The organism is Terrimicrobium sacchariphilum, from assembly GCF_001613545.1.
GTDB classification, from domain to species: domain Bacteria; phylum Verrucomicrobiota; class Verrucomicrobiia; order Chthoniobacterales; family Terrimicrobiaceae; genus Terrimicrobium; species Terrimicrobium sacchariphilum.
Genome location: NZ_BDCO01000002.1, coordinates 414,044 through 439,054 on the forward strand (window position 1 = coordinate 414,044; position 25,011 = coordinate 439,054).

The window sequence follows — 25,011 nt, forward strand, 5'->3', positions numbered from 1 at the left end:
TGACGAAATTTTTCCACCGCGAGGCGGAGGGAAGTGGGAAATGTCACAAGTCCGTCACGTCGGGCGGCTTGCCAAGATATGGTCGGGGCTGGTAAGGCCGTGCGAAGCTTGAAGACGCCCGAGTTTTTACCTGAAGCGAAGCCGCAGCGCTCGATGCTGGCGGATGTGATCGTAGTATGTCTGCTGGGCGGTCTCTTGGTGGCGATCCTCACGGTGGGGCGGGAGTGGCATGCTCCGTATCGGGAAGAGACGCAAATCGATCTTTCGATCGCGAAGCTGCCCCTCTACACCCTTTATTCGCTGGCGCGCGGGTGGGTGGCCATGGGGTTTTCGTTCGTTTTTGCCATCCTGTATGCCACCTGGGCGTACTACGACGCGCGGGCCCGCACCGTGCTGCTGCCGGTGCTGGACATCCTGCAGAGCATTCCGGTGCTGGGGTTCATGCCCGGTCTGGTGCTGGCGCTGGTGGCGGTCTTCCCGACGAGCAACTTCGGGCTGGAGCTGGCCTGCGTGCTCATGATCTTCACTGCGCAGGTCTGGAACATGGTTTTCAGCTATTACGATTCCCTCAAGGCCATCCCGGCGGAACTGCGCCAGATGGGAGCGCTTTGCGGGTTTAGCCCGTTGAAGCGATTTCTTAATATCGAGCTGCCCTTCGCAGCCCAGGGCTTGATTTACAACTGCATGGTCTCCATGGCGGGTGGGTGGTTTTTCCTTACCATCAACGAGGCATTCACGCTGGGGAACAAGAACTTCCAGCTCCCCGGTCTCGGCTCCTACATGAGTGTGGCGATCGCCCAGGGAGATGTGACGGCGCAGATTGCGGCCGTGGTGGCGATGGGCGTGATGATCATCTCGGTGGATCGCCTGATCTGGTGGCCTCTGGTGATCTGGTCGCGCAAGTTCAAGCTCGAGGACACCGCGAGTGGCCCGATGGAGACAACTCTCGTCCAGCGCATGCTGGCCAGATCCCACATTCTCAGCACTGCGGCCGAAATGCCGGTGCATCTCGGCAAGCGATTGCTGGATTTCCTGCCCCGGCCCGCCACACCCAAGGCCAAGCTGGAAAACCCCGCGCGCGCAGCCGAGATCTCCGAGCCGCACGCGCGCGCGATGCGCATTGGTTCGCGGGTTTTCTATGGTGGCCTCATGGCGGCCATCCTCGCGATCGGCGGATACGGGCTGTATGTGCTCGCGGGCATCCTCGCCGAGATCGACCTGAGGGAGTGGACGTATATCCTGTCTGCCACGCTGGCAACCTTCCTCCGCGTGCTGGCGGCGCTCGTCATTAGCTCCCTCTGGACGATTCCGGTCGGCGTCTGGATCGGATTGAACCCCCGTGTGTCGCGATTCCTCCAGCCCGTCATCCAGTTTGCGGCATCGTTCCCGGCTCCGATGTTGTATCCTCTTGTTCTCGGGGCGATTCTTGCGATTGGCGGCTCGTTGCAATGGGGGGCGGTCGTATTGATGATGCTCGGCGCTCAGTGGTACATCCTTTTCAATGTGGCCGCAGGTGCGCAGGCCATTCCCGCCGACATGGTCGCCTGTGCGGATGTCTTCAAGATCAACGGTCTGTCCCGGTGGCGGGACTTTATCCTGCCGGCCATCTTTCCCTCGCTCGTCACGGGCTGGATCACCTCGGCCGGAGGCGCCTGGAATGCCAGTATCGTGGCCGAGTACGTGCAGCAGGGTTCGCACACCTACACGGCATTTGGCCTGGGCGAACTCATCAGCCAGGCAACCAACAAGGGAAACTTTGACGTGCTGGCGGGCGGCGTGGTGGTGATGGCGCTAACGGTGGTTTTGATCAACCGGACTTTCTGGAAGCGCATGCAGCGCGTGGGAGACACTTATTGCCGATTTGGAGGATGATGACATGGAACCGCTGATTTCACTGGAAGGGGTCTGGCTCGAGTACCCGGGCGAAAAGCGCGCCCCGGCGGCAACCATCCTCAAGAAGATCAATCTTGAGGTGGCAGAGAACGACATCATCGCGCTGCTCGGTCCGTCGGGATGCGGCAAAAGCACGCTGATCCGCCTCATCGCGGGGCTGATCGAACCCACCAAGGGTGTGGTGAAATTTCACGGTAAGGAGGTGCGCGGAGTGTGTCCGGGCGTGGCGATGGTCTTTCAGAACTTTGCACTCTTTCCGTGGCTGACGGTGAGCGGAAACGTGCGGCTGCCGCTCAAGGAAGCCGGACTCGAGGAGGCTGAGATTGCACAACGCGTGGAGCGTTCGCTCGGGATGGTCGGTCTTTCGGGTTACGATAACGTCTACCCGCGCGAGCTTTCTGGCGGCATGAAGCAGCGCGTCGGCATCGCGCGGGCCCTCGCGGTGAATCCCGAGGTGCTTTGCATGGACGAGCCTTTCAGCGCGCTCGATGTGCTGACGGCGGAATCCCTGCGCGATGAACTCGCCCGACTTTGCGCCGATCCAAAGAATCCCCTGCGCACCATGATCTCGGTGACTCACAACATCGAGGAGGCGGTCTATCTCGCCAAGCGCATCATTGTATTGGCTGCTCACCCGGGCCGGGTGGCTCTCGATATGCCGAATCCGCTGCCGTACCCTCGCGATCCCGAGTCGCCGGAGTTCCGTGCGGCGATGGAAAAAATTCATGCCATCCTCACCCATACGGAAATGCCGGACACGGGGCACACGCCCGAGGGCGAGCGGGGAGAGGATGGGCACATCCGCCTGACGCCCGTGGTCGCGGGCGTGACGATTGGTGAGTTGCTGGGCCTCATCGCCATGTGCGAACCGACGCCGGCGAACGTCTTCGATCTCGCGGAGGATCTGCGCGAGGAGTACGACTCCATGATCAAGGTGATCCGCGCCGCCGAGGTGCTGGGTTTTGTCGCCACCCCGGATGACGATGTGGTATTGACCGATCTCGGCGAGGAGTTTCAGCGCGTGGACATGCAGGGCCGTAAGGAAATCTTCACCCGGCAGGTCAAGACGCTTCCCTTCTACGCCAAGATTCACGAACTGATCGCGCCGCGCGAGAACATGGAGATCGAGATGGATGAACTCGTGGACACCCTCCATGCATGGTATCCGCACGACAAGATCGAGCCGCTGGTCCGCTCGATCGTGAGCTGGGGGCGCTATGCGAACCTCATCGAATACGACTCCGCGGGAAAGATCCTGCGACTGAAGGAATAATCAGCTCTGCCGGATGTACGCAGCCCAGTCTGGCGGGTAGGGGAGTTCCTCGATCTTGCTGGCGATGCGGCCCTCCGCGGCGGGCTCAAAGGTCGTGCTCGTCCCGTAGACCATGAGCAGATCCTCGCTGCCCTCGGCGCGCAGGGCATGGGAGACACCGGGGGGGATGACCACGGCGATGTTGTTGGAGCCCTTGCGGTCGTCGCCGTCGATGAAGAGGCGCATGACCCGGCGCGGCATGGAATCGCGCTCATCGCAGAGCGTGAGGTCGAGGCGGCCTTGGAGAAAGTACATCACGTCCCACTGCTCGAGGTCATAGCGGCGCAGGGAGTAATCGGGTTCCTCGGCGGTAAAGAGCTTTGCGAACCACTCGGCGGCGGTTGCTTCCGTCGGGATGTGGGGTGGGTGAATGTGAAAACCCTTGGACGAGCCGGCAAACATCTTGGCGGCGGCCCACTGCTTCGGCCAGAGGCCGATTTCCCCGAGGCGTCCCTGGCCTTCGCGACCGAGCTCGGAAAAGAGCCCCCGATGACGTTGCGGGTGGACGTGACGGAAGATCAGCTCGACGCCTGGAATCCACGCTCCGGCTTCCTTGAGGACGCGTTCGTTCGCCACGGCGGCTCCGGCTTCGAGTCCTTCCGTGGCGATGCGCAGCTCCACCTCGGGGGCGGAGTAGTTGCGGATGTCGAGCTTCTTGCGGGCTTCAGGTCGCAGGCCGCGCCAGAGGGAGTCGTCGTGCATGGGGCTATTCTTTCTCTCCCGCCACGGCGCGCAACACCTTTTCGTAGCCATCGACGGATCGATCGACGCCGAAGCTGGCTGCCAGTTTGTGCGAATGCAGCGCCATGCGGGTTTTCAACTCCGGCGAGGTGAGCAGCAGTTGGAGTTTCTCGGCGAAGGCGGGAGCTTCCAGGGGACACATGAAGCCGTTTTCGTCGTCGGAGAGGACGTCGGCCAGGCCGCCGATATTGGAGCCGACAATGACCAGGCCATGGTGCAGCGCCTCGATGGCTGCCATGGGAAGGCCTTCGTGCAGGGAGGGGATGAAGAGCAGTTCAGACTCCGCCATGGCGGCGTGGACGTCGCGGGCATCGAGCCAGCCGCGAAAGGTGATGCGGTCGGCAATGCCTTTCTGCCGGGCGAGCTCTTCCATCTGCGCGCGAAGGGGGCCATCGCCGATAACGTCGAGGGTCCAGGGCAGATCCCGGACCAGTGCAAGGCTCTCGATGGCGAGGAGGGGATTTTTTTGCACGCTCAGGCGACCGACCATCAGGAGCTTGTTGGCGATTTTCTGGTCTCCCGTATTTGCGGGAGCGGCGATGCCGTTGAGGATCACGTGAGGGTCTGCCGCATAGGCGGCCCGGGCGAGGGCCCCCACATAGGAGCTGACCGCCGTTGTCGCCGCGGCTCTTTTCCAAAGGATGCGGGCAAACGGGTCGACGATCTTGAAGAGGTGCGACGTTTGCTCCGGTACGCCGCCCGGCACATCGCCGAGGTGGGCGGTGAGCACGTAGGGGATGCGCGTCAGCGCGGAAACCGAAGCAGCCAATACGCCGGTGGGAACGGCGAAATGCGCATGGATCACGTCGGGCTTCCACTCGCGGGCGAGCTTCAGGGCGGGCAGGAAGCTGGTGGCGAGATAGAGCGCCATTTCCGGGACGCTGCAGGTGTCCTCCTTTTTGCGGAAGGACTCGGCGCGTTCGATGCGCACGCCGTCGCGGTCTTCATGCGCAGGCAGGTGGCGCATGCCCGAGGTCTGGACGCGTACTTCGTGTCCGCGGGCGACGAGGCCGGTGGCGACCTGGGCGGCCACGCGTCCGCCGCCTCCCCCTACCGGCGGGTATTCATAGCAGAGAACGAGGACCTTCACGCGATGAGCCCCGCCCGCTGGCGGCGAGCCCGCCATTGCTCCGCCGTGTATTGGCACCAAAGGAAGAGCCGCTCGTCGGATTTCCGGTTGAGATGCGCCACAGCCCTGGCCTGGGCGAAGTGCGAGGGCTCGGTGATGGTGAGCTTGCCGGTGTGAAACCACGCGCTCATTGGCGTGCCGAAGCCCTTTTTCTTCCGGTAAATGATGTCTGCCGGGAGGAGCGGTTCGAGGGCTTTTTTCAGGAGATACTTGGTGACGCCGTCGCGAAGCTTGAACCGATTCGGCAGGCGGCGGGCGAAGTTTGCCACCTCGATGTCGAGGAACGGGCTGCGCGCCTCCAGGCCATGCATCATGCTGGCGCGATCGACCTTCGCGAGGATGCCGTCCTGCATGTAGATCTCGGTGTAAAACTGCAGTGTGCGGTCGAGCAGGGTTTTCTGGCGGCAGGCATCCCACACCTCGATCGCCTCGGAGTACACGGCTTCCAGGTCGACGGAGCCGCCGAAGCAGCGCGAGAGTTCGCCGGGGGCCACGGCGCCGAGCCATGCGGCATTCCAGTACGGCGCGGGGTACTGCACGCCGCCGAGGCCGCGCTTGATCTTGAAGTCAAAGCTCAGGTTGTTGTGCGACACCGGCATGAGCGAGGCCAGCGCGGCGATGCCGTGGTGCACGGGTTTCGGCACCAGACGGGAATACCACTGCGCCTTGTTCAGGCCGCGAAAGGTCTCGTATCCCGCAAAGAGTTCGTCGCCCCCATCGCCGCCGAGGGCGACGGTGACATGGCGGCGGGTGAACCGGCTGAGCAGCCACGTGGGGAGCAGTGAGTTGTCGCCCTGCGGCTCGTCCAGCTTGTCGAGGATGAGCGGCAGCACCTCGATGGCCTTGTCGAGATCGAGCATCTCCAGGGAATGCGAGGTTTGCAAATGCTCGGCGGCGCGTTTGGCGAAGGCGGATTCGTCGAATGTCGGCTCGGAAAAGCCAATGCTGAACGTCTTGAGCTGGCCGCGATCGACATGGCGGCAGGCCAGGGCGGCAACGGCGGTGGAGTCGATGCCGCCGCTAAGGAATACGCCGAGCGGCACGTCGGACATGAGGCGGCGCGCCACGGCGTCATCAAGCAGGCTAAGGAGTTCCTCGGCGAGGTCCTGCTCGGGGCGGGAGTTCCACGACTCCTCGGGTTCGAGTTCAAATCTCCAGTACCGCGAAATCTTTGGAGCCTCCCCAGGGCGGACGAGCAGGTTGTGGCCAGCCGGGAGCTTCCAGATTCCCTCGATGATGGAATGCGGGGCGGGAATCAGCGCGTAGGCGAAGAACTTTTGCAGGGCCAGCCGAGACTCATTGCGAGGCGACGACGGGTGCTCCAGCAGGGCGGTCAGTTCGGAGCCAAACGCAAACGTTCCCTGATGGTGGAACCAATAGAGCGGCTTCTTGCCAAAGCGGTCCCGGCTGATGAAAAGCTCGCGCCGCGCATGGTCCCAGATCGCGAAGGCCCACATGCCGTTCAGACGCTCGACGAAAGCCGCACCGTGTTCGCGATACCCGTGCAGGAGCACCTCGGTATCCGAGTGGTCGGTCTGGAAAACGCATCCCCGCTGCTGGAGTTCCACACGGAGGGCGGCATGATTGTAGATCTCGCCGTTGAAGACGATGGAGTACTGTCCATCCGCCGTATGCATCGGCTGGGCTCCGCAGGTGAGGTCGACGATGCTCAGGCGGCGATGGCCGAGATGCAGTCCCTCGGCCTCGATCTGAAACAACCCCTCGGCGTCCGGCCCGCGGTGGGCCAGGGCATTGGTCATCCTCTGGAGATCGGAACGCGTGCCCGTCCCGAGAAATCCCGCGATGCCGCACATGGTGTTATCGAACTGTTGCGGTAGCTGCGGCCTGAACCGGGATTGGCAGAACGCTATCGCCGGGGGTCACATTGCGCGTACTGCGTACGATGTAGATCGATTTGCCCTGCGACTCGTGGAAGGTGCGCGTCACCATCTCGGCCAGCAGACCCATGAGCACGCAAATCACGCCCGTCATGAAAGAAAAGACCGCCATCATCGGCAGCGGGGTCGCGGTGAAATAGTACCCACGCGTCCGCATGTAAAAGGTCCAGACCGTGAAGCCGAGCGAGGCGGCGAAAAACAGGATGCCCCAGAAGCCGAAAAGGTACATCGGCTTGAGCATGAACTTGTCCATGAACTTCACCGTCACAAGATCCATCAACACCTTGACGACACGCTCGAGCCCGTACTTCGAGGATCCGGCGGTGCGGGCGTAGTGATTGACGGGGATCTCTGTGATGCGGGCACCATGCCACTTGGCATAGATGGGCAGAAATCGATGCATCTCGCCGTAAAGGCGGACGTTCTTGATCACTTCGGCGCGGTAGGCCTTCAGCGAGCAGCCAAAATCATGCAACTGCACTCCGGAGACGGCCGAGATGAGTTTGTTGGCCAGGATGCTCGGGAGGTTGCGCTGGAGGGCGTTATCCTGTCGATCCTTACGCCACCCGGAGCAAACGTCATAGCCCGCCTCGATCTGCTCGAGCATGCGGGGAATGTCGTGCGGGTCGTTCTGGCCGTCGCCATCCATCGGGATGATCACGTCGCCGGAGGCGTAGTCGAACCCCGCCATCATGGCCGCTGTCTGGCCAAAGTTGCGCCGGAAATGGATCACCTTGACCTGCGGATAATCTGCGGCGAGACGATCGAGGATCTGGGCGCTGCGGTCGACGCTCCCGTCGTTGACAAAGATAATCTCCCAAGGCTGTCCGTACGGGTCCATGACAGCCCGCACTTTTTCGAACAAGGGCTCGATCGAGCCTTCCTCGTTATAAATCGGAACTGTCAGCGAAATCATCAGCCGGGCAGCATCGGACCAAAATTTCCCGAGTGCCAGAAAAAAGCCGAGGCCGGAACCACGGGGATTTCATTTTTTCTTGAAATGCCCCCCTCAATGTCGTTGCTAGCCCTCAATGTTCCCAGCCGCACATAGTTTTCAGGGAAACGCTGCCGGGAGGCTGGAGGCGGTGACTTGCCCATGACCGGAGCCCCCCAGCCGATTTGGAAGCAGCTCGTGTCGAGGATCGGCCGGGTGGATGCCCGGTCCGCTGCCGTTACCGCGGACGGCTGGCTTGCGCGGCACGGCTGGCTCCTGGTGTTGGCTCTGGCGGCGCTGTACTATGCGCAATATTACCGCTCCGGGTTGAACCTCAGCGGGGAGGGTGGCACGGCAGCGGTGATCGCCCTGCGCCTCCTGGAAGGACAGAGGCCGATCGCGGACACATTCCTCGGGTACAATGTCATGTGGTTTTACCCGGTGGTTGGGTTGTTCAAAGTCGTCGGCCCGAGCTACGTGGCATTACGCATCTTCTTTTTTGCGATCTGCACCTGCTCCGGGTTGCTCGCCTTTTTCACGCTTCGGCGGGCGACCGGACTCGGCGTTCTCTCGGTGGGAGTGGCTTTTCTGGTCGTTCTCATCCCGGGAATGATCTTCCGCAACTACATGCCATTTCTCGGGTTGCTGAATATCTACCTGCTTTTGCAGGCTTATGTTTTTCAGCAGAAATCCTCTGGCCGTCAGCTCCTGTGGATGGTGATAGCTGGTCTGGGTCTGGGGCTGACCTACCTGATCCGAGTCGACCTGGGGCTTTTTTTCACCTTCATCATGGTGGGACTGGCCATCCTCGCGCCCTGTATTGCCTCCGGTTCGGTGGTCCGGCGTATCGGCATCTCCGCCTCGGGGACGGCTCTGGCTCTGGCGGTGGCCGTATTGCTGCATCTGCCGGTATACTTCGACGCGAGAGCCCGCGGGTTTGACCAGCAGTTTGTTGGGCAATACCTGAACTGGTTCCATCTCGTTCGCACCGGGCTTTTTTCCGCTACGACGGGAGCATCCGATGCTCCGGTGGATGTCACGCCGGCCCCAGTGGAGAGCGGTTCAGTCCCGCAACCAGTCCCCGAGGCAAACTCGGATGCCTCCGGGCGCTCCATCGACAGAAGCTCACTGCAAAGGCCTCTCATGAGCGATGCATGGACGCTGCCCGTATTTTATGACCGGGCATTCGCGGTCATCATTCATCTTCCTCTACTGGTGGCTCCGCTTTTCGTCGGGATATTTTCGGTGACGTTTGTCTCGGCGTTGATCCGTCGACAAAAGGAGGCTGGGGCGGACTATCTCGCTGTCCTCACCGCCTTCGGTTGCTCGCTGACCCTGTTTCCGCAGTATTACTTTTTCCGGCCCGATACGCCGCACCTCAGCGAATTCATGGCTCCGTTTCTCGTGGCATTGGCCCTTGCCGGTTGGTGCGCAGTGAGGCGCTTTCGCGCCGCTGGTTCGGTCGGGGTGGTGGTGATTGCGCTCGTCCTTTGCCTGTCGATCCTCGATGCGGGCTTGTACGTTTATCATTCCTTTCCAAAGGAATCGGCAGGAACCATCGCGGCGAAAAACAAGCGTCGCTACGAGTTTGTCGCCGAAAATGGCGTCCGAGTCTGGCTAAAGAAGAAGGAGCTGGCGGAGATGCAGGGAGTGTACGATCTCCTGCGCACCCGGACCAAACCTGGCGAGTATGTTGTGTGCTATCCGTACGCGCCGACGATCAACTTTTTCGCCAACCGCCCTTCCTACGAGTACAATCTCTACATCGACAACGCGACGGCGGGGGCGGATTTTCACCGGGAAACTCTCGCCGAGTTGGCGAAGTATGCCCCGGCAGCTATCGTGATCGACAATCGACAGATCAACAAAAACGACGCGTCGCAATTCTCGCAATGGGCTGCGGATACCTACGAATACATTCGCTCCCACTATCACCTGGGAGGCGTATTCGGACGGCAGGAGGTTTACCTGCGGGACGAAAATGCGACAGAGAGATAGGGTGCTTCGCCCCTCGCGGCGCGACTGCAAGATGATGCGCTTTCCTCTTGCCCGCCGGGAGTCCGCCCGGTAGGCAACCGTGATGAATCGAGAGAACAAGCAGGCACCACCACCTCTGGCAGGCCTGGCCAAATCGGCCCCGGTCGGCATCGAGTGGCTTGTCCTGGCCTATCTCCTTTTCTGCGCCTGGCAGGCCCGCGCACCGCTCGCACCAGTACCCTTTGGCGATCCGGATACCTGGGGGTACGTCAATCCGGCGCTCTCCTGGCTGAGCGGAGACGGATTCCGGCAAACCAATGGCCGCGACTGGCTTTATCCGGGTCTCGTGACGTTGTTTCTCAAGACCACGGGCAGCTTTGCCGGGCTTTTCTACTGGCAGCAGGCGCTCGGGTATATCTCGATCATCCTCATGGCCGTGACCTGGCGCATCTGGGTGTCCTTCTTTGATCTGAAGCCTTGGATTCGTCTCGCCGTGGTCGTGGCGGGTGCGATTCCAATCTGGATGCAGGCTGTAAACCCGCAGCTGATCTTTCTCGAGTCGGCGCTCAGACCGGAATCTGTAATGCAATTCTTTGGCTACGCCCAGCTCGCCTGCCTCATGGCCTATTGCTGGTGTCGCTGGAAGCGCCCGCATGAGATGATCGCGATCCTCACTGCTGCCGGGGCGCTGTTTTTTGCCTACGGGTGCCTCTTGCTCAAGCCCAGTTGGCTGTTTGCATTTCTCGCCACGGTTGCTCCGGTCTTCGTCGGTATCGTGGGCAAGGGATTGCCGCTGCGAGCAAAGCTCGTAGGCCCTGCTCTCGGAGTTGTTCTTTGCGGGATCTTCCTCTGGCTCCCGCCCGAGTTGTGGTTCATCAAGGACAAAAGATCACGCACGTTTCTGCCTTCGACGCTCTTTACGATTCACGCCCGGCTGATCGAGAAAAAGCTCACCGCAGATGCAGCCGCGATGCCCGCTGGCGACCCGGAAAAGGCCCGGCTGGAGACCTTGCTCGCCGAACTGCGCAGCGAGATGCACGTCGCGGAAACGATGCAGCACAACTACGAGAAGCTCGGATTCAACCCCGACTATCTCTTTTACCGCTCGCATTTCATGGACTCCCTCTATGAATACGCAGGAGCGGATCCTGAAAAATTCCGATCCTACTGTATCAAACTATATCTTGCTACCGCGCTGACCAATCCTCTGGGAATGGCGGGCAAGGTCCTGACTCAACTAAGCCACGTACTGCTGCCGTCGGGCTCAACCTTTTACCGCGGCGATCTGGTTTGGAGCCGCATCGCGAAGTCGGCCGGAAACTCATTTGAGCTGAACATCGTCGATGATTACCGCCCACACATCCAGGAGATGTGTCGGGTCTATCTGGATCAGGCCGCGGGGTTGAGCCGCCATCTGCCCCATCTGCACCAAAGTAATGTGGGCCGGGAATGGGCCAAGATCGCGACGAGACTCCATATCCCGACGATAGTCCTCTTTGCCGCGGCATTTGTCCTGGTGCTGGTGCGTCCGGAGCTTGGTGCCTATCGACTCGCTGCCTGGGGAGCTTTGATACTTTTCTCCGCGCCGATGGCAAACGCCTTCACGGTCTCCATTGTCCACGCTCTCGACATCCAGCGATACCGGATCAGCCTCGGCGGATTCCTTCTCTTCGCCTTGACGGCGATGGCGGTGTTCGTCTTGGTTGTTGCCGCACATTATCTCCGTCCAGTGGTTTGGAAACATCTCCAGCCCATCGTACAGAGGTATCTCCCAACTCGTTCGTGATTCACCTTCCATGGCCAACTCTCTGTCTCCCACTTCGCCGTCCATAGCGGTACTCGTACCCTGCTACAACGAGGAGAAGACCGTCGCCAAGGTGGTCGCCGATTTTCAGCGCGTGCTGCCCGATGCAACGATCTGGGTCTTTGACAACCGGAGCACAGATCGCACCTCTGAGGTGGCCCGTGCTGCTGGAGCCAAGGTGGTTTATTCCCCGGATCAAGGCAAAGGCTGCGTCGTGCGGCATATGTTTTCCGTCATCGAGGCCGACATTTACATCATGGTCGATGGCGACTCGACCTACTCGGCCGACTCCGCGCCTGAACTGCTCAAGGCCTTTCACGAGCTTTCCGCCGATATGCTCGTCGGTAAACGATGCACGCCCAAGGAGCAACTCGCTGGCGCCTACCGCCCGATGCACCAGCTCGGCAACCAGTTTGTCTGCTGGCTTATTCGCTCCGCGTTTCGAGCGCCGATCGAGGATGTTTTCAGCGGATACCGTGTCTTCACCCGCAACTTCGTAAAGAGCATCCCCCTTTACGCCTCCGGTTTTCAGATCGAGATCGAGATGACCTTGCAGGCACTCTCCAAGGGGTATCGCGTCGCCGAGATCGACACGCCCTATGGATCACGCCCGGAAGGAAGCTTTTCCAAGCTCAATACCTACCGCGATGGAGCGCTCGTCGTCTGGGCCTTTGCCCTCATTTGTCGCGACTATCGCCCGGGTCTATTCTTTGGAATGGTGGCTGCGATCTTCCTGCTCCTGAGCCTCGCAGCTGGCGCACTGCCAATCATCGACTACGCGATCTTTCGTTACGTTTATCACGTGCCGCTCGCGCTCCTGGCGGTCGGATTTGCCATTCTGGGCGCTCTCAGCCTCAGCATCAGCTTCATCCTGCAAACCCAGCTGCGCTATCACAATGAGCTGCATGCCCTGATCCGGCGCACGTCTCACCTGAAATAGCGGGAGATCAGGCCGGGTGCCCGGGTCCGGGCGAACTGCTACTCGTAGCTGCGCAGCAGATCGTGCCGCCAGGCCGCGGAGTCTTCGCGGACGAAGACCATCTCGGTGAGCCAGAGCGTGCGGCTCCGGGGCGCGCGATTGAAGTCGGTAAAGTCGAACAGGCGATAGCCGTGCGAACTCAGAAACGAGTAAATGGCGTGGAAGGAGTTTTCCAGCTCCAGGCAGCAGACACCGCTCTCCACGAGAAATACCTCCGTTTTTCCCAGCAGAGTCGAGGCCCCTTTTAGGACGCGCAGGTCTAGTCCCTCCGCGTCGATCTTGACCATCTCGGGGACGCGGCCTTCTGATCGCGCGATCTCATCGAGCGTTGTGATGGGAACGGCTCTCTGGGAAATTCCCAGCCGACCAGCCTCCTCTTTGGAGAGACGAAAGTTTGAGCTGTCGTCGCGGGACATCAGGGAAAGCTGCAACTCGCCCACCTGGTCGCCGACTCCGGCAGTGAGCCAGCGGATATCGGTTTTTCCCAGCAGCTCCTCGGAGTACTTCCTGAGCTCCTCCTGAGGCTCGACCAGCAGATAGCTCGCTCTCGGGAAGTACTGAAGCGCCGTCCGTGTCCACTTTCCATGGTTCGCGCCGACATCGATGATGAACGTTGGCGGAACCCCGATCTGCGTCCATGTCTTCAGGAACTCTTCTAGCGGCGAGCATGTACGTCGGACAGAGTCAATACGGCGCAGTTCGAAGCCGAGTTTCCGGAGCGATGATGTTGCCAGACGTCTTAACATGGTTTCCTCAGGTAGCCCAACACCGTATATGCGATGTCCGGGATGCTGCAACAGACAATGTGCATAGGCGATGGCGATGGCGATGGCGATGGCGATGGCGATGGCGATGGCGATGGCGATGGCGATGGCGATGGCGATGGCGATGGCGATGGCGATGGCGATGGCGATGGCGATGGCGATGGCGATGGCGATGATGGCAGTCGGAGTTTCTTGCAGGAAATGGGTGTGTGTTTCCTTCGCGAAGCTCCTGTCCCAAATTTCACAGTACGCGCGGTGACGCGCATGACACCAAGACCTGCCTGAACCGAACGATGCGTCGAATGTTACGCGAACGAAGTAAGAATAATTGTCATGGACGCCTCTTAAGGCGCCCTCCCTCCCAAAGGGAACGATCCGGCAGTCACCATACCGAATTGGCGGTGCCCGGCGTCAGGCGCATTCCTTTACGAGAAAATCGGGCCCGTAGCACCGGCCCGCAACGTGGCCTTGCCATCCGTATCATTGACCAAAAGACACATCTTCTTCACGGTAAACCGAAGTGAAGGGAGTTTGGTTGCCTTCATTTTTTATTGAAATCAATGAAGTTCGGGATAACACTCTATCCCAGACATGCTGGAAAAACCGATCACCCTGCCACAGGAAGCGGACAAAGAGTTGTCGGAGATCGAGATTGAAGCGATCCAGATGTTCATTAACTTCCTGAAACTGATTGGGTTGCCGAAATCGGTTGGGGAGATCTACGGTCTTCTCTTCGTCGCGCCAAAGCCTTTGGCGATGGACGAGATCATGAGCAGGCTCAACATCAGCCTCGGCGCAGCCAGTCAGGGGCTCAAACTCCTCCGCGGAGTGGGAGCCGTCAAAACCACCTATGTCCCGGGAGATCGGCGAGACCACTATGTCGCCGACTTGGAATTGAGCAAATTTGCCACCGCCTTCATCAAGGAAGAGCTGCACCCTCGGATGGAGCGCGCCCTGGAGCGCATCCGCCGCATGGAGCAGCTCTCCGCCGACATGACCCCCGAGCAGCGCAAAGCCACCATGATGAAAATCGAGCGGCTCAAACACTGGCTCGAAAAGGGGAACAAAATGCTCCCCTGGATCCTGAAGTTCCTCGTCCGATGACCCCGCTCCCTTGAGGAGTACTGTCTGTGAAGCAGACAAAACCCAACATCTTAGAACTTAAAAAATGGTCTCGCCGTAAAGCGAGCTACCAAGGGCGGCAGCATGCCCGGAAAAATTCAATTTAATGGATAGCCTCGTAAAAACACCCGGCATCTCTTCCGAGAAATGGGACAGAATCATTACATCGAAGAGATCGTGGTTTGATTTGAACCTCGCCGACGTCTGGCGGTATCGGGACCTGATCTACCTCTTCTTCCGCCGGGATTTTGTTTCCACCTACAAGCAGACGGTACTCGGCCCGGTGTGGTTCATCCTGCAGCCCTTGTTGACGACACTCGCCTTTGCTCTCGTCTTCGGCCAGATCGCCAAGATGGGTACCTCCAGCGTACCGCCCTTCATTTTCTATATGCCCGGCATCGTGATGTGGGGGCTCTTTTCCGCCTGCCTCATGCGCTGCTCCGGAGTTTTCTCCGCCAATGCGCAGATCTTTAGTAAGGTGTACTTCCCCCGGCTTACTGTCCCTATTGCATCGGTGTTCTCTGTGCTGGCGACGTTTGTCCTCCAGTTCCTGATGTTTCTGGCCTTTCTGCTGTTCTTTTATCTGAGGGGAAATGACATCCGCCCCGGCATCGATGTACTTACTTTCCCGGTCCTTGTACTGCAAGTCTGCCTGATGGGGATAGGATTCGGCTGCATCGTCAGCTCGCTGACCACTCGCTACCGCGATCTCCAGATGGCCCTGAGCTTTGGCATGCAGCTCTGGATGTATGGGAGCTGCATTTTTTACTCCCGCTCGCAGATCGATGAAAGATATCGCTGGATCCTCGATCTCAATCCGGTCGCCCCGATCATCGAGACCTTTCGCAATTCCTTCCTCGGAACCGGCATTGTAAATTATCCCGAGCTGGGCATCCTGACCGTAGTCTCCTTGATCATCTTTGCCGCTGGAGTCGCCATCTTTAACCAGGTCGAGAAAGACTTCGCCGATACCATTTAGAAGAGAGGCGAACGGAAACTAATGTCTGAACTAATCCGCATTGAGAACGTCTCCAAGCGCTACCGCTTGGGCACCATCAACCGGGGCATGCTCGTCAAGGACCTCCAAAGCTGGTGGGCTCGTAAAAGAGGTAAGGAAGATCCAAACTCTGTCATAGGCGAACATAGTAAACGAATCGAAAAAGGTGATGAATTCTGGGCTTTACGGAACATCAATCTATCGATCCAGGCAGGAGATACTCTTGCAGTGATTGGGCGAAATGGCGCAGGTAAATCAACCCTCCTAAAAATTTTAAGCCGCACGACATCGCCGACCTCTGGCGCGATCAAAACACGCGGTCGCATCTCGAGTCTGTTGGAGGTGGGGACCGGATTTCACCCGGAACTAACCGGGCGTGAAAACGTTTATCTCAATGGTGCGATTCTTGGGATGAGTCGCCGTGAAGTGCGGGTTAAGTTTGATGAGATAGTGAGCTTTGCTGAAATTGGGGCCTTCATCGATACTCCTGTTAAACGATACTCAAGTGGGATGTATGTAAGGCTTGCGTTTGCGGTGGCTGCGCACCTTGATCCAGAGGTTCTTATTGTTGATGAAGTGTTGGCGGTTGGGGATGTGAATTTTCAGAAAAAATGTACCGGTAAGCTGAATGAGGTTCATAGGGAGGGTCGGACTGTTGTGTTTGTTAGTCATAATATGGCTACACTTTCCAGCTTGTGTACGCATGCGGTTGTGCTCGAGGAAGGAAAGGTGGTGCTTCCTAAAAGTGGAATTTCGGAAGCGGTTAACTTTTACTTGGGACGAATATCTGAGATTTCTGCGACCTCATTACTTGAGCGGCGGGATAGGGTTGGGGTTGGGGCGATTCGGGTTAAGGATTTGAGTATTGTGGGTCCGGATGCCGAAGAGCAGAGAGTTTACCTTTCAGGTCAAGAAATTGAATTTAGGATAAAGTACGTTAAGGATCCGAGGGTGAAATTGGAAAATGTTGCATTTGCTATAAGTATTTATCATGGTCAGTCGACTTTTTTGGCGACGCTTGGAAATGAATATGCGCGAGGTTTTTTTGGGGTTTATGATACTGAGGGCATTGCGGTTTGCCGTTTGAAAAAGCTACCCTTATGTAAGGGTACATATACGATGAATGTGATTGTATTCAATAATGGCGTTATCCAGGATTGGATTCAGGAGGCTAAAGTGATGGAGGTTGAGAATGGAGATTTCTACGGTACAGGCCGGATGATTCCTGAAACTCATGGAGGCGTCTTGCTTGAGCAAGCATGGGAGTTGGAGGGATAGTTGCAATGTTCGCTAAAGTAGGCGGATTTCTTCAACGATTAAGGCGCGATGAGACAGAAGGCTGTGCCAGTTGTTCCTTCTTTGCGCAGGAGGGCGAGGATGCTGTTCTAGCTGGGTTGATTGATCCTGAGTGGAATCGCAAGGGTTTTTTTGTCGATGTAGGGGCGCACCATCCTACGCGGTTTTCTAATACGTGGATGTTCTATCAGGCGGGCTGGCGAGGGATTAATATCGATCCTACTCCGGGGAGCATGGTGCCGTTTCGGGAGCTTCGGTCAGAGGATGTTAATCTCGAGGTTGCAATCAGCCGGGAAGCTGCGGTGCGCAAGTTCTATTGCTACAATGAACCTGCGCTGAACGGCATTGATAATGATCGGCGGGAGGAACTTAAGGATACGCACTATAAACTAGAGCGGATCCTTGATATTGAGACGCTTCCGCTTTCAGAAATTCTCAAACGCCACCGCGAGCGGTTCGTTAGTCCGAGTTTTTTGACCATTGATGTCGAAGGGTTGGAGGTCGAGGTGCTTTCATCCGTCGATCTGCAGAAGTACTCCTTTGATTTCATCTTAGTCGAGCAAATGCTTCCCGATCTCATGGCCTTAGGCAAATCCGATGTGTGGAAATACGTGACGGAACGGGGATACAAGGCTGTCGCCTGTACAGGACGGACGGTTTTCTATCAGAGGACGGGTGACGTGGCGTGACTGAAGCGTGTCCATTCGCGCCGATTGCGCTTTTCGCATACAATCGACCGCTGCATCTGCAGCGAACAGTGGAGGCCCTCGCGAAGAATACGATCGCCCGTGGCTCCGCGCTGTTTGTCTTTCTGGATGGGCCACGGAATGAAGACGATAGAGGCCTCGGCGGCGAGATTCGTGAGTATGTATCGTCCATCGATGGTTTTCAGTCTGTTTCGCTGGTCGAGCAGAGCGAAAACATCGGGCTTGCGGCATCCATCATTAGGGGGGTGTCGGGAATGCTTGAGAGGCACGAGTCGGTTATCGTAATGGAGGATGACCTCGTAACCGCCCCTTTCTTTCTCCAGTACATGAATGATGCCTTAACGACTTACCGCGATGATGAAGCGGTCGCGAGCATTCATGGGTTTGTTTATGATATCAAGGGACTCCCTGAGACGTTTTTTCTGAAAGGTGCAGACTGCTGGGGATGGGCTACTTGGCGACGGGCATGGAGGGTTTTTGAATCAGATGGGAATCGGCTGCTGCAAGGTCTCCAAGAGCGAGGACTGCTGAACGAGTTTGATCTCGATGGTGCAGCGTCTTACACGCAAATGCTTCGCGATCAAATCGAGGGACGAAATGACTCTTGGGCGATCCGGTGGCATGCCTCCGCCTTTTTGAAAGATATGCTCACTTTGCATCCCGGGCGTTCCCTCGTCCGAAATATCGGTCTTGATGGAAGCGGGACGCACTGCCATGACGTTCCCGCCCACCTTTTGGTCGAGGCGGATAGTCGTCCCCTGTGTGTTGATCGCCTTCCCGTTTCGGAGAATACAAGGGCCAGAAAAAGGATTATCGATTTTTTGCGCGATCAGTTGCTTCCCCACTATACCAATGGTGGCATCTTTCTCCGAGTGATCAAGTATTTGAAATCGGTGTTTAATTAAGTAATGGCTCTGCGTGATATCCCATCGTTCCGCGAATACCTATGGAAGGTTTATTCCGCATTGCGAGGTACTGCGGATGAGCCCGAACCGGCTGCGGCGGCGATCGAGCCGCCGGTTTTTTCCGGAGACTACCCGTCCTGGGACGTCGCTGCCGCGGAGTGCGGAGGCTACGATGCAGACCAGATTTTTATCAAAATCAAGGAGGCAGCAATTGCGGTGCGGGATGGGTTTGCTGCGTTTGAGCGGGATTCGGTGCTTTTCGAAAAACCGGAATATCGATGGGAAACTCTCGCGGCGCTGCTCTGGCAGGCGGCGCGAGATCGAGGGGAGCTGCGGGTGTTGGATTTTGGCGGTTCGCTCGGCAGTGTCTACTTTCAGTCACGTGTTTATCTGACAGGTCTTCCCCGCCTCCTCTGGGGGGTCGTGGAGCAACCGCATTACGTGGATTTCGGAAACCGTGAGCTGTCTTCCGAAGCCCTGCGGTTTTTTCGGGAGATCGATCAGGGCATAGAGGAGGTCAGGCCCAATGCTGCGTTTTTTGGTGCCTCGCTACAGTACGTCGACTCTCCTTTTGATATCCTTGATAGCTTTTTATCCCGGCGGGTATCGTCTGTTATTTTCGACAAACTGGCCTTGATCGATCAACCCGAAGATCGGTTGACTATTCAGCGTGTTCCGAAGAATGTTTACGAGGCGTCTTACCCTGCCTGGTTCTTTTCGGAGTGTCGCTTCCTGAAGTATGTGAAAAGTGCGGGGTACTCCTGTGTCTCGGAATGGAGGAACGTTGATCACTATCTGCTAGAAGGCGGACAAACCATCTTCAAGGGATATCACTTTGTCAGGCGCGATTAGGTAATTATGGAAATGCTTGTTAATGTGGGTTGCGGCTGCCGTGTTCATCCTGACTGGCTCAATCTCGATCTTCATGCCTCGGTGCCTGGTGTCATCCTTTGCGATTTGACTCGGGGCTTGCCGTTGGGCGATGGCGAAGCCGACGTTGTATATTCGGCGGCTGTTCTGGAACATGTGCGCCGTGAAAATGTCCCCGCTTTTCTCGCGGAGTGCCGACGTATTCTGAAGGCAGGAGGTTATCTGCGTCTGGCAGTTCCTGACTTCGAGAGACAAGCGAGGGTTTATCTCGAGTGTATTGACCGCCTGGATCGCGGAGATATTACTGCGGACGCGGACCATGAGTGGATGATGGTGGAAATCTTCGATCAGATTGCGCGGGAGCGTAGCGGTGGGGAAATGGGAGATATGCTGGCACGGACCAATCTTCCAAATGAGCGCTTCATCGTTGATCGTATTGGCAAGGAGGGTTCGGATCTCATAAAGATATTGAAGGGATCCCGACGAGATTCTTCGTCGAGAACTTCCCTTGCCGATAAGGTTCCGTGGGGGCGATTGGGGCAGTTCCTGCTTAAAAAGTTGCTGAACTGCAAAACCCTTGAAGACGATCTGCGAGCTCTGGAGATCGGGCGATTCCGGTTGCTCGGTGGCGAAGTGCACCAGTGGGCTTATGACCGCTACGAGATGATGCGAGTTATGCGGGACGCTGGATTCAGGTCCATCATAGCAAGAAATCACGGCGAGAGCGAAATCCCGAGATGGGCGTACTATCATCTGGAGGTTGATGAGGCGGGCGTGATTGAGAAACCCGATCTCATGGTGATCGAAGCGAGAAAATCTTAAGGAAGTTTTCATGAAAGCACTCATCACTGGCGGACTCGGCTTCATTGGCTCGAATCTGGCTCGGCGGCTTGTGGCTGAGGGGGCGACGGTTACTTTGATCGACAGCCTGGTGCCGGAGTATGGCGGCAACCTCTTTAACATTGAAGGTATCGAGGATAGGGTGCGAGTCAATATCTCGGATGTGCGGGACCAGTATAGTCTCTGCCATTTGGTGAAGGGGCAGGATGTCTTGTTCAATCTGGCGGGGCAGACGAGCCACATGGACTCGATGGCTAGGCCGGAGATTGATCTGGATATCAACTGCAAGGCGCAGCTTTCGATTCTCGAGGCTTGCCGACATCATAATCCAAATATTCGTGTCATTTTTGGCAGTACCCGGCAGATTTATGGGAAGCCGCGTTATCTGCCAGTGGATGAAAACCATCCGCTCGATCCGGTGGATGTGAATGGAGTCAATAAGCTCGCGGGCGAGCAATATCATCTGCTTTATGGTAAGGTTTATGGCATAGCAACAACTGTGCTGAGATTGACCAACGTGGTTGGTCCTCGCATGCGGGTAAAGGATGCCCGCCAGACGTTTCTTGGCGTCTGGATTCGCAATTTGATCGATGGCAAGCCGATCGAGGTCTGGGGGGGGGAGCAGTTGCGCGACATCCTTGATGTTATTGATTGTGTGGATGCCCTTGTTCTTGCGGCGCGCTCGGACAAATCCGCCGGACAGGTTTATAATGTCGGCTCCAAAGAATCGATCAACCTCCTCGATCTCGGCAGATTGTTGATTGATGTGAATGGCGGGGGCGAACTCCTAGTGCGCGAGTACCCTACCGATCGCAAAAGCATCGACATCGGCGACTACTATACAAATGCCGACAAAATTCACGCCGACCTCGGATGGGCTCCCGATGTCAGCCTGCGGGATAGTCTGGCAGGCCTGCTGGCTTATTATCGGAAGAATCTCTTCTCCTATGTCTGATCCGTTCCTTGTCTTTCCCGCGAATCCGTCGGCTTCCTACCAAGTTCACCGCGAGGAGATCGATGCGGCGCTACATACGGCGCTGAACGGGACGAACTACATCCTCGGCGATCAGGTGGCCGCTTTTGAGAGAGAGTATGCGGAATGGATGGGCGGAGGGTATGCGATCGGCCTGGCAAACGGCACCGATGCCGTGGAACTTTGTCTGCGGGCTTGCGGGGTGCAGCCCGGCGACCACGTGGCGATACCCACTCATACGGCGGTGGCAACGGCTACGGCGGTGGTCAGGGCTGGTGCCAGACCGGTGTTTCTCGATATCAATCCGGAGACATTTTTGCTCGATCTCGCCTCCTTAGAAAAGGTGCTGGTTTCGGAGAGAAAGCTGGCGGCCGTGGTACCGGTGCATCTTTACGGTCAAGCGATTGACATGACGACGCTCATGGCCTGGGCGGAAATACATGGCTTTCAGGTGGTGGAAGATTGTTCGCAGGCTCACGGGGCTTTGTGGAATGGGGGCAAGGTTGGAACGTTCGGTCATGCCGCGGCATACAGCTGTTATCCGACCAAAAATCTTGGAGCCATGGGAGACGCCGGTGTGGCTTTCACTCGGTCACCGGAAATCGCTGAGTGCATTCTCTCGCTGCGTCAATACGGGTGGCGGGAACGGTACATTAGTTCCGAGGTGGGGATGAACTCTCGGCTCGATGAACTGCAAGCGGCAATCCTGCGGGTAAAACTCCGCCATCTCAATGCGGACAATGCTCGGCGTCGCGCTATTGCCAGTCAATACGACAAGGCGTTTGCCGCGCTGGACATCCTTCGCCCAGTGGTTCATGACGGGCATGTTTTCCATCAGTACACCATCGCGACTTCACGAAGGGATGAGTTCAAAGCCCATCTGGCGGAGCGCAAAGTGCTGGCGGGGATTCTCTACCCGCAGCCCATTCATCGTCAGCCCGCATATTATGAATATGTCGATGAAAGCACTGTCGACCTTGGCGCGTCTGAGGAGGCCTGCCGCACCTTGCTGTGTCTGCCAATGCACCCGCATCTCATGGATGGGGAGGTGGCTCGAGTGATTGATGGCGTGGTTAGCTTCTTTGCATGAGGCATTTCTGCACGTACGCAGATCATCGGTTTTTGTCCCGGGCTTTGGCCTTGGTGGAGTCCATGCGGAAGAGTGGGGGCGAATTTCGCCTTTGGTTCCTTTGCCTGAGTCCTGAGTGTCGCGAGCGGTTGGACCGTTTGGCGGACGAAAATATCGTGGCGGTGAGTCTGGGGGAGTTGGAGGCATTCGACTCCGCCTTGCTCACGGTGAAGCCGGAGCGCAGCCCATCGGAGTATATTTTTACGCTGACGGCGGCGTGGATGACCTTCCTCTTCGGGAGGCATTCGGAGATAGATATCCTGACCTATCTCGATGCGGATTTGTATTTCTTCAGCAACTATGAGGCGGTCTTCCGGGAACTCGGAGACGCGTCGATCGGGATCATTGAGCACCGGCATGCCCGTGCCTATTCCGACCGACTGCAATATGGGCGCTTCAATGTCGGATGGGTTTCGATCCGGCGTGATGAAGAAGGGCTGCGGTGTGTTCGTCGATGGCGCGAGCAATGCATCGAATGGTGCTATGACCGTCCGGAGGACGGAAAGTTCGGTGATCAGAAGTATCTGGATGAGTGGCCGACTCTCTATCGAAAGGTCAAAATCATCGATCATCCGGGGGCGAATCTTGCGCCTTGGAACCTTGGTAGACACAAGGTTAGCGGCGTTTGGGCGCATCCCGCGGCAGATGGGCGCCCAGTCCTTTTTTATCATTTTACCAATATGTGGCAATCTCGGCCCAGTTACGTTTGGACGGGTCTAGGAGATTATGAAATATCAACCGCAAGAAAATGGATTGCGGCGAAGTTGCTATATAAACCCTATCTCGAAGCAGTGATGCATGCCTCAGCTCGGTTGGAGGCAGTAGGCTATAGGGATATTGCATTTAATTATTCTCGCCATTCCGTAGCGGGTGATCCCTCACGGAAGCCGAAATCCTTGGTAAGAAGGTGGGAAAAATGGAGTAAGTTCATGGCGGAGCGGATACGAGCCGAAGTCCTCAGATTTGCTGAGTAAAATATGGTAGGTGACTTGAAGGTATCTGTGGTCACTCCGAACTTCAATGGGGAGGCGCGGCTTGCTCGCACGGTGGATTCCGTGTTCGCGCAGGATTACCCGAACTTCGAGTACATCGTTGTGGACGGTGGCAGTACGGATAAGAGTCCTGAGATCCTGAGCGGTTATCGTGATCGTTTCTCCAAACTCATTATCGAGCGGGACCGTGGGCAATACGATGCAATCAATAAAGGGTTTTCCCATGCTACGGGGGATGTTCTTTGCTGGCTGAATAGCGACGATGTCTATTTCCCATGGACTTTGCGCGTTGTGAATCGGATCTTTCGCGATTTTCCAGAGGTAGAGTGGATTACGGGCATCCGTAGTGAGTTGCGGGATGGCGCTGTCCAAGGGATGTCCAACCTTACCCCTTTTCCCCGGGAGCTGTTGGCGGGAGGCGCATTTTATCCCGGCGGATTGGGCTGCGTGATGCAGGAGTGCTGTTTCTGGCGGCGCAGCCTGTTTGAGAAAGCCGGGGGCTTGGACCTGCGATGGACCATTGCGGGAGATTTCGAATTGTGGACGCGTTTTGCCCGTCATGCCGATTTGGTGGCGACGACTGCGTTACTTGGTGGATTTAACTACACGGATGCCAACCGCTCGTTTCAAGGGGCGGATCTCTATCGTGAGGAGGTCCAAAAAGTAAGGAGCTCGCTGCCAGCGGAATCCGTCCGGCGGGGCGATGCCTTAATCCAGAGAAAAGACACGGCCGAGAGGTTCTTTTTCAAGCGTCCATGGTCGCGCCGGCTCTTGCACTCGTGGTTTTATCAAACTGCTTACCGAGGGCCTGTCTTGGGCTTTGATGCCGGAGCGGACAGGTATGTGAAGTTCCATCCGACGTATGCAATAACATGATCGTGGGAATCGCGGAGCTCGGTCTTTGGTGAAATTTTCCATCATTACTCCCTGCCGTAATGCGGTGGGTTTGCTTGGCGAAACGATTGACTCGATCGTTAATCAAACGGCGGTTCGTGATGGCTCTGTCGAACTGGAGTATCGGATCGTTGATGGGGCATCGACGGACGAGACCGCGTCGCTCGTGGAGAGATATGCAGATCGGGGTGTGGAGTTTCATTCCGAGGCGGACTCGGGGATGTACGATGCGTTAGCCAAGGGTTTGCGATCCGCTACAGGCGACGTCGTGGCGTACCTGAATGCCGGAGATACCTACCATCCTCACGCCTTCGAGATTTTGGCGGAGGTATTCACTCATCCTGGGGTGGACTGGGTAACGGGATACAGTGTGCTGCAGAATGACCGCTCACAGATCATCGCATCGTGGAAACCGCCGCGGTTTCGGCGGGAGTTTTTCGAGACGGGCGTATACTTGGGTCCGCATCCGCGGCCCGGCGTGCAGCAGGAGTCGACCTTCTGGTCGGCGAAGCTGAATCGCACCATCAACTTCGAAAAGTTGCGCCGGTTCCGATTGGCGGGTGACTATTTTCTGTGGCATTCCTTTGCGACACAGGCTCCACTGCATTCGGTGTATTCGCATCTGGGAGCTTTCCGCATTCATCATGGTCAGCTCAGCGGTAGCATCGACGCCTACAATGAAGAGGCTCGCTCGCTCGTGCGTCCGATGACCTTCCGGGAGAAGCTTACTGAATATTGGGAATACCGCTGCAACCCGGTGCTGCGGGGTTTGTTGTGGAATCATATCCTCCCTCCGTCTCCTGCGCGCATTTTCGAGTACGATTGCGCTGAGGCGCAGTGGAGGGCGCGGTAGAT

The 25,011-nt window shown here is 57.4% G+C and carries 23 protein-coding genes; 18 read left to right on the forward strand and 5 right to left on the reverse strand.

What is annotated here, in order from left to right; translation table 11 throughout:
* Positions 1-99 precede the first annotated feature (99 nt).
* Positions 100-1,872: an ABC transporter permease gene (locus TSACC_RS02620; protein ID WP_169809512.1), complete on the forward strand. Its 1,773-nt coding sequence runs from the start codon at positions 100-102 to the stop codon at positions 1,870-1,872.
* A gap of 4 nt (positions 1,873-1,876) precedes the next feature.
* Positions 1,877-3,166 (forward strand): ABC transporter ATP-binding protein, encoded by a 1,290-nt coding sequence (locus TSACC_RS02625; protein ID WP_153811216.1) that lies wholly within the window; start codon positions 1,877-1,879, stop codon positions 3,164-3,166.
* On the opposite strand, the gene TSACC_RS02630 is transcribed toward TSACC_RS02625, so the two are convergent.
* The 4 genes from TSACC_RS02630 to TSACC_RS02645 are packed head-to-tail and all read right to left on the reverse strand — an operon-like array spanning position 3,167 to position 7,889.
* Entirely contained in the window at positions 3,167-3,907 is a 741-nt protein-coding gene (locus TSACC_RS02630; protein WP_075077845.1) for a hypothetical protein, read from the reverse strand. It lies immediately after the preceding gene.
* Between the two features lie 4 nt (positions 3,908-3,911).
* Positions 3,912-5,036, reverse strand: coding sequence for a glycosyltransferase family 4 protein (locus TSACC_RS02635; protein WP_169809513.1), 1,125 nt, complete (start codon positions 5,034-5,036; stop codon positions 3,912-3,914).
* The gene (gene asnB / locus TSACC_RS02640; RefSeq protein WP_075077847.1) at positions 5,033-6,889 is read right to left on the reverse strand and encodes an asparagine synthase (glutamine-hydrolyzing); all 1,857 of its coding nucleotides are present in this window, start codon (positions 6,887-6,889) and stop codon (positions 5,033-5,035) included. The genes TSACC_RS02635 and asnB overlap by 4 nt, the downstream gene beginning before the upstream one ends.
* 4 nt (positions 6,890-6,893) lie before the next feature.
* Positions 6,894-7,889 (reverse strand): glycosyltransferase family 2 protein, encoded by a 996-nt coding sequence (locus TSACC_RS02645; RefSeq protein WP_075077848.1) that lies wholly within the window; start codon positions 7,887-7,889, stop codon positions 6,894-6,896.
* Between the two features lie 180 nt (positions 7,890-8,069).
* Here TSACC_RS02645 and TSACC_RS02650 point away from each other — a divergent pair, with 180 nt between their 5' ends.
* The 3 genes from TSACC_RS02650 to TSACC_RS02660 all read left to right on the forward strand — a co-directional run bounded on the left by TSACC_RS02650 (position 8,070) and on the right by TSACC_RS02660 (position 12,628).
* The gene (locus TSACC_RS02650) at positions 8,070-9,905 is read left to right on the forward strand and encodes a hypothetical protein (RefSeq protein ID WP_075077849.1); all 1,836 of its coding nucleotides are present in this window, start codon (positions 8,070-8,072) and stop codon (positions 9,903-9,905) included.
* An 82-nt stretch (positions 9,906-9,987) separates the two neighbouring features.
* Positions 9,988-11,670 carry a hypothetical protein gene (locus TSACC_RS02655; protein ID WP_075077850.1) on the forward strand — a complete coding sequence of 561 codons (1,683 nt, stop codon included), beginning with the start codon at positions 9,988-9,990 and terminating at the stop codon, positions 11,668-11,670.
* 10 nt (positions 11,671-11,680) lie between these two features.
* Complete coding sequence (locus TSACC_RS02660; protein ID WP_075077851.1) at positions 11,681-12,628, forward strand: glycosyltransferase family 2 protein; 948 nt, start codon at positions 11,681-11,683, stop codon at positions 12,626-12,628.
* Positions 12,629-12,666: 38 nt separating this feature from the next.
* Here TSACC_RS02660 and TSACC_RS02665 read toward each other — a convergent pair whose 3' ends face one another.
* Positions 12,667-13,413, reverse strand: a complete 747-nt coding sequence (locus TSACC_RS02665) for an FkbM family methyltransferase (RefSeq protein ID WP_075077852.1) — start codon at positions 13,411-13,413, stop codon at positions 12,667-12,669.
* Positions 13,414-13,455: 42 nt separating this feature from the next.
* Here TSACC_RS02665 and TSACC_RS21415 point away from each other — a divergent pair, with 42 nt between their 5' ends.
* From TSACC_RS21415 to TSACC_RS02725, 13 genes are all read left to right on the forward strand, one after another.
* Positions 13,456-13,716 carry a hypothetical protein gene (locus TSACC_RS21415; protein ID WP_153811217.1) on the forward strand — a complete coding sequence of 87 codons (261 nt, stop codon included), beginning with the start codon at positions 13,456-13,458 and terminating at the stop codon, positions 13,714-13,716.
* A 306-nt stretch (positions 13,717-14,022) separates the two neighbouring features.
* Positions 14,023-14,535 carry a GbsR/MarR family transcriptional regulator gene (locus tag TSACC_RS02675; protein WP_075077854.1) on the forward strand — a complete coding sequence of 171 codons (513 nt, stop codon included), beginning with the start codon at positions 14,023-14,025 and terminating at the stop codon, positions 14,533-14,535.
* A 124-nt stretch (positions 14,536-14,659) separates the two neighbouring features.
* On the forward strand, positions 14,660-15,532 hold the full coding sequence (locus TSACC_RS02680) for an ABC transporter permease (RefSeq protein ID WP_075077855.1): 873 nt from the start codon (positions 14,660-14,662) through the stop codon (positions 15,530-15,532).
* Positions 15,533-15,553: 21 nt separating this feature from the next.
* Positions 15,554-16,828, forward strand: a complete 1,275-nt coding sequence (locus TSACC_RS02685; RefSeq protein ID WP_075077856.1) for an ABC transporter ATP-binding protein — start codon at positions 15,554-15,556, stop codon at positions 16,826-16,828.
* 5 nt (positions 16,829-16,833) lie between these two features.
* Complete coding sequence (locus TSACC_RS02690; RefSeq protein WP_169809514.1) at positions 16,834-17,535, forward strand: FkbM family methyltransferase; 702 nt, start codon at positions 16,834-16,836, stop codon at positions 17,533-17,535.
* On the forward strand, positions 17,532-18,458 hold the full coding sequence (locus TSACC_RS21170; RefSeq protein ID WP_237763888.1) for a glycosyltransferase family 2 protein: 927 nt from the start codon (positions 17,532-17,534) through the stop codon (positions 18,456-18,458). Before TSACC_RS02690 ends, TSACC_RS21170 begins: the two co-directional genes overlap by 4 nt.
* Positions 18,459-18,461: 3 nt before the next feature.
* On the forward strand, positions 18,462-19,310 hold the full coding sequence (locus TSACC_RS21175; protein WP_084400141.1) for a methyltransferase, TIGR04325 family: 849 nt from the start codon (positions 18,462-18,464) through the stop codon (positions 19,308-19,310).
* A gap of 6 nt (positions 19,311-19,316) precedes the next feature.
* A complete protein-coding gene (locus TSACC_RS02700; protein WP_075077858.1) occupies positions 19,317-20,150 on the forward strand; it encodes a class I SAM-dependent methyltransferase in 834 nt (277 codons plus the stop codon).
* A 10-nt stretch (positions 20,151-20,160) separates the two neighbouring features.
* Positions 20,161-21,123 (forward strand): NAD-dependent epimerase/dehydratase family protein, encoded by a 963-nt coding sequence (locus TSACC_RS02705; protein ID WP_075077859.1) that lies wholly within the window; start codon positions 20,161-20,163, stop codon positions 21,121-21,123.
* Positions 21,116-22,231: a DegT/DnrJ/EryC1/StrS family aminotransferase gene (locus TSACC_RS02710; RefSeq protein ID WP_075077860.1), complete on the forward strand. Its 1,116-nt coding sequence runs from the start codon at positions 21,116-21,118 to the stop codon at positions 22,229-22,231. The genes TSACC_RS02705 and TSACC_RS02710 overlap by 8 nt, the downstream gene beginning before the upstream one ends.
* 155 nt (positions 22,232-22,386) lie before the next feature.
* Complete coding sequence (locus tag TSACC_RS02715) at positions 22,387-23,244, forward strand: hypothetical protein (protein WP_153811218.1); 858 nt, start codon at positions 22,387-22,389, stop codon at positions 23,242-23,244.
* Positions 23,245-23,247: 3 nt separating this feature from the next.
* Positions 23,248-24,138 (forward strand): glycosyltransferase family 2 protein, encoded by an 891-nt coding sequence (locus TSACC_RS02720; protein ID WP_075077862.1) that lies wholly within the window; start codon positions 23,248-23,250, stop codon positions 24,136-24,138.
* A 28-nt stretch (positions 24,139-24,166) separates the two neighbouring features.
* A complete protein-coding gene (locus TSACC_RS02725; protein ID WP_169809516.1) occupies positions 24,167-25,009 on the forward strand; it encodes a glycosyltransferase in 843 nt (280 codons plus the stop codon).
* Positions 25,010-25,011 lie beyond the last annotated feature (2 nt).